The 5,484-nt window shown below is 71.5% G+C and carries 5 protein-coding genes; 2 read left to right on the top strand and 3 right to left on the bottom strand.

The genetic code is table 11. The features are described 5' to 3' along the window. The 3 genes from SACHA_RS21175 to SACHA_RS0108990 all read right to left on the bottom strand — a co-directional run. On the bottom strand, positions 1-1,600 hold a 1,600-nt coding region (locus SACHA_RS21175), incomplete at its 3' end, for an acetyl-CoA carboxylase biotin carboxylase subunit (protein WP_083935815.1). A 5-nt stretch (positions 1,601-1,605) separates the two neighbouring features. Beyond that, entirely contained in the window at positions 1,606-3,219 is a 1,614-nt protein-coding gene (locus tag SACHA_RS0108995; protein WP_028663021.1) for a carboxyl transferase domain-containing protein, read from the bottom strand. 85 nt (positions 3,220-3,304) lie between these two features. After that, entirely contained in the window at positions 3,305-4,099 is a 795-nt protein-coding gene (locus tag SACHA_RS0108990) for an SGNH/GDSL hydrolase family protein (protein ID WP_028663020.1), read from the bottom strand. A gap of 152 nt (positions 4,100-4,251) precedes the next feature. Between SACHA_RS0108990 and SACHA_RS0108985 the strand changes: the two genes are divergently transcribed. Further along, positions 4,252-4,839 carry an SACE_7040 family transcriptional regulator gene (locus SACHA_RS0108985; RefSeq protein WP_028663019.1) on the top strand — a complete coding sequence of 196 codons (588 nt, stop codon included), beginning with the start codon at positions 4,252-4,254 and terminating at the stop codon, positions 4,837-4,839. Between the two features lie 182 nt (positions 4,840-5,021). Further along, the coding region (locus SACHA_RS21170; protein ID WP_039738473.1) for an alanine dehydrogenase at positions 5,022-5,484 on the top strand (463 nt) is incomplete at its 3' end.

Here is a 5,484-nt window from a genome sequence, read left to right as displayed (position 1 = left end):
TGGTGCCGGCCACGGCGGCGTCGACCGGGTCGCCGTCGCCGACGGTCACCCGCGCCGCCTCCGGCGTGCCCTCGACGTGGACCAGGGCCTCGGTCGTTTCGGCGCGCAGCAGGAACGTCACCCCCGCACTGCCTCCGAGTCGCCATCCGCTCGGCACGTCCCACGGGTCGACGACCGGGCCCGCCGGGTACAGCCGCACCAGCCGGTCCAGCGCCGCCGCGACGAGGAACTCGTCCGGCGCGTCGTCGGCCGTCAGGGTGGCGAGCTCGCGTTCCACCAGCGCGGTGTCGAGCCGTCCCTGCCGTACCTCCGGGTGCCGGACGAGCGCCCGCAGGAACGGCACGTTGGTCGGCACGCCGAGCACCGCGGTGTCGGCGAGGGCACGGTCCAGCCGGTGCAGCGCCGACGCCCGATCGGGGCCCCAGGCGATGACCTTGGCCAGCATCGGGTCGTAGTGCGAGCCGACGACCGCGCCCGGGTGCAGGCCGGAATCCACCCGGACGTGGCCCGCCCCGGGTTCGGCCAGGCCGAGCACCGTTCCCCCGGTGGGCACGAACTCACGGGACGGGTCCTCGGCGTAGACGCGGGCCTCGGCGGCGTGCCCGTCCAGGCGTACGTCGTCGGCGGTCAGCGTCAACCGCTCCCCCGCCGCCACACGCACCTGCCACTCCACCAGGTCGACCCCGGTGACCAGTTCGGTGACCGGGTGCTCCACCTGCAGCCGGGTGTTCATCTCCAGGAAGAAGAACTCGTCCGGGCGGTCGGCGGAGACGATGCACTCCACGGTGCCCGCGCCGACGTAGCCGACCGAGCGGGCGGCCTCCACGGCCGCCCGTCCCATGCGCTCCCGCGTGTCCGCGTCGAGCAGCGCCGACGGTGCCTCCTCGACGATCTTCTGGTGCCGCCGCTGCAGGCTGCACTCCCGCTCCCCGAGGTGCAGGCAGTGACCGTGGGCATCGGCGAGCACCTGGATCTCGATGTGCCGCGGCGCGGTGACGAACCGCTCGACGAGCAGCCGGTCGTCGCCGAACGCCCCGCGCGCCTCACGCCGCGCCGACTCCACCGCCTCCGGCAGACCGTCGGGGGAGGTCACCACGCGCATCCCCTTGCCGCCACCACCGGCGGACGGCTTCAGCAGTACCGGGTAGCCCACCCGTTCGGCGGCCGCCGCCACGGAATCCACCCCGGACACATCGCTCTCTCCGGGGACCACGGGAACGCCCGCGGCGGACACCGTGTCCTTGGCGCGGATCTTGTCGCCCATCCCCTCGATCGCCGACGGGGGCGGTCCGATGAAGACGATCCCGGCCTCCGCGCAGGCACGGGCGAAAGCGGCGTTCTCGGAGAGGAACCCGTAGCCGGGATGCACCGCCTGCGCACCGGAGTCCACCGCGGCGCGCACGATGTCCGGCACGGACAGGTAACTCCGCGTGGCCTCGGCCGGGCCGACGCGGACGGCGACGTCGGCCTCGGCGACGTGCCGGGCGTCGGCGTCGGCGTCGCTGTAGACCGCCACCGAGCGGATTCCCATCCGGCGGAGCGTGGCGATCACCCGGACGGCGATCTCGCCCCGGTTCGCGACCAGAACCGTGTCGAACATGCCTCTCACATCCTGAAGACGCCGTAGTTGACCGGTTCGAGCGGCGCGTTGCCCGCCGTGGACAACGCCAGTCCCAGAACCGTCCGGGTGTCCTTCGGGTCGATCACGCCGTCGTCCCAGAGGCGCGCGGTGGAGTAGTACGGGTTGCCCTGCGTCTCGTACTGCTCCCGGACCGGTTCCTTGAACTCCTCCTCGGCCTCGGCCGACCACTCCTGTCCCCGCGCCTCGAAACCGTCCCGGCGCACCGTGGCCAGGACCGAGGCGGCCTGTTCACCCCCCATCACCGAGATCCGGGCGTTCGGCCACATCCACAGGAACCGGGGCGAGTACGCCCGGCCGCACATCGAGTAGTTGCCCGCGCCGAACGATCCACCGATGATCACGGTGAATTTCGGGACCCGGGCACAGGCCACGGCGGTGACCATCTTCGCGCCGTGCTTGGCGATGCCGCCGGCCTCGTAGTCGCGCCCCACCATGAATCCGGTGATGTTCTGCAGGAACACCAGCGGAATCGAACGCCGGTCGCACAGTTCGATGAAGTGGGCCCCCTTCGCCGCCGATTCCCCGAACAGCACCCCGTTGTTGGCCACGATGCCCACCGGGTGTCCGTGGATGTGGGCGAAACCGGTGACCAGTGTCGTGCCGTACTCCTTCTTGAACTCGGCGAACCGACTGCCGTCCACCACCCGCGCGATCACCTCCCGCACGTCGTAGGGAGTGCGGGAGTCGACGGGCACGGCCGCGTAGAGGTCGTCCGGATCGACGGTGGGTTCCTCGACCGGCGCCGTCTCCCACGGACGCGGCGGTGGGGGGCCGAGGGTGGCGACGATGGAGCGCACGATGCGCAGGGCGTCGGCGTCGTCGGCGGCCAGGTGGTCGGTCACCCCGGACTGCCGGGCGTGCACGTCGCCGCCGCCCAGTTCCTCGGCGGTGACCTCCTCCCCGGTCGCGGCCTTCACCAGCGGCGGTCCCCCGAGGAAGATCGTGCCCTGGTTCCGCACGATCACCGCCTCGTCGCTCATGGCGGGGACGTAGGCGCCGCCCGCGGTGCAGGACCCGAGCACGGCCGCGATCTGCGGGATCCCGCGCGCGGACATGGTGGCCTGGTTGTAGAAGATGCGGCCGAAGTGCTCCCGGTCCGGGAACACCTCGTCCTGGCGGGGCAGGAACGCGCCGCCGGAGTCGACGAGGTAGAGGCACGGCAGGTTGTTGTGCAGCGCCACCTCCTGCGCCCGGAGGTGCTTCTTCACCGTCACCGGGTAGTAGGTGCCGCCCTTGACGGTGGCGTCGTTCGCCACGATCACGCACTCGCGGCCGGACACCCGGCCGATCCCGGTGATGATCCCGGCGGCCGGGGCCTCGTCGTCGTAGAGCCCGGTGGCCGCCAGCGGGGAGAGTTCCAGCAGCGGCGAGCCGGGGTCGAGCAGGGCGTCCACCCGGTCGCGGGGCAACAGCTTGCCCCGCTCGACGTGCCGGGCCCGCGCCTTCTCGGGTCCGCCCGGACGCACGTCGGCCAGCCGGGCACGGAGATCGTCCACCAGCTCGGTGTGCGCACGGGCGTTGCGGGTACCCGCCTCGCCGTCGGGATCGACGGAGCTGGTCAGCGCCGGAGTGTCCATCACACCCTCAAGTTAGCAGCCGTTAACGTCCGATGCGACGTTAACGGCCACTAACGGGTGGTGTCCAGTCCCGCGCCGGCCCGGCTCAACCGGTCACGGACTCCAGCGCGGGCAGGTATCCGGACGCCTGCCCCGCGGCGGTCGGGTGGTACGACTCGTCGACGGGCCAGGTGAGGCTGTGCAGCCACCACTCGCCGTCGGAGCAGATCTCGTGGCCGTCGAAGTGGCCCCGCACATCGACGAAGGTGACGCCCGCGGCCGCCGCGCGCTGTGCGGTGACCTCGGCCAGCGTGTCCGCACCCGAGTTGATCGCCGACCGTTTCGTGTCGCTCAGCCCCACCCGGCACGAACCACCGATCTCGTAGAAGCGGGGATACCCCAGCACGATCACCTCCGCGTTCGGGGCGTTGGCCGTCACCGTGGCGTAGACCTCGTCGAGCAGCCCGGGCAGTGTGGTCGTGGCGTAGTCCTTCGCGGTGGCCACCCGGTCGACGCACTGCTGATCCGTCCCGAGCGTGCAGTCGATCATCACGTCGGTGAAACCCGCGTCGTTCCCACCGACCGACAGGGTCACCAGCGTGGTGCCCGCGTCCAGCGCGGCCGCCTGACTGATCACGTCGGACGTGCGGGCGCCGAGGCAGGCGGCGAATTCGAAGTCGGAAACCGGGTGCGAGTCCGCCCAGAGCGCCGGATACGCGTTGGAACTGCGTTTGCAATTGCCGGAATCGTTGTACGATCCGGCCCCGACCCCGGAGGAATACGAGTCGCCCAGGGCGACGTAGTCGACGGCGGGCGCGGCGGCCGTCGACACGGCTCCCCCCACCAGTGCGAGTAACGAAACTGTTATCGTTGCGAGGAACCGACGAGTCCGCACCACCATGGCGCACCCTTTCAACGACGATCGGCCGAGGAAAATGCTTACCAGGTGACCGGTTCCCGGAGGGGGAGCCGGAATCGAACTCCACCCGGACGGCTTACGCCGGAAGTCGGCCCGCCATTAGCGCACGCTAACGAAAGCGCTAGAGTGTGCCGGTGTCCTCCGGTTCCCCTCTGATCCGCGGTGACAAGGCGAGTCGGCGCGAGGAGATCCTCGCGGCCGCGGCCGAGTTGTTCGCCGACCGCGGATTCCACGGCGTCGGGATCGACGACATCGGCGCCGCCGTGGGCATTTCCGGCCCGGCGCTGTACCGGCACTTCCGCAGCAAGGACGCCATGCTCGGCGAGATGCTCACCTCGATCAGCCGGTACCTGTTGGACGGGGCTCTCGGACACGCCGGGCACGACGGTCCACCCCACGAGGTCCTGGCCGGGCTGGTGCGGTTCCATGTCGAGTTCGCCCTGACCCAACCCGCGCTGATCACGGTTCAGGAACGCAACCTGGCCAACCTGACCGAGGACGACCGGAGACAGGTGCGCGCGCTCCAGCGCCGCTACGTCGAGGTCTGGGTCGACGCGCTCCGTGCCGCCGTCCCGCATCTGGACGACACCCGCGCACGGTCCACCGCGCACGCCGTGTTCGGACTGATGAACTCCACCCCGCACAGTCGCCACCTGCCCGACTCGGAACTCGCCGAGCTGCTCGCCGACCTCGCTCTCGGGGCACTGCACGCGGCGCGGTAGCCGGACACCGCCGACCAGCGCCGGGCATCGGCCGCCGGTGCGCTCCGTCGGACCTCGCGGCGGAGCGGGTACTCCTTGTGCCGGTGGGGAGGATGGACGTTCCGACCGTGCACCCACGGTCGGGACGTGGACCGCGGCCCCGGGAGACCCCCACCGGCCGCGCCGAGAACGAGGAGGCAGACGTGCGGATCGCCGTCCCCCAGGAGACGAAGAAGCACGAGTACCGGGTCGCACTGACCCCCACCGGGGTCGACGAGCTCACCCGCAGGGGACACGAGGTGTTCGTCGAGACCGGCGCGGGGGCCGGTTCGGCGATCACGGACGCGGAGTACGAATCGGCCGGGGCCACGGTCCTGCGCACCGCCGCGGACGTGTGGGCCGAGGGTGAGCTGGTGCTCAAGGTGAAGGAGCCGGTCGCGGCCGAGTACGCCCACCTGCGCGCGGACCAGGTGGTGTTCACCTATCTGCACCTCGCCGCGGACGGGGCGCTCACCCGGGCACTGCTGGAGGCGGGCACGACCGCGATCGCCTACGAGACGGTGCAGACCGACGACGGGGCGCTGCCGCTGCTGGCTCCCATGTCCGAGGTGGCGGGCCGACTCGCGCCCCAGGCGGGCGCGGCCGCGCTGATGCGCCCCGCCGGAG

It is taken from the genome of Saccharomonospora halophila 8 (assembly GCF_000383775.1).
Lineage (GTDB): Bacteria > Actinomycetota > Actinomycetes > Mycobacteriales > Pseudonocardiaceae > Saccharomonospora > Saccharomonospora halophila.
This window is presented reverse-complemented; position numbering and strand designations above follow the sequence as displayed.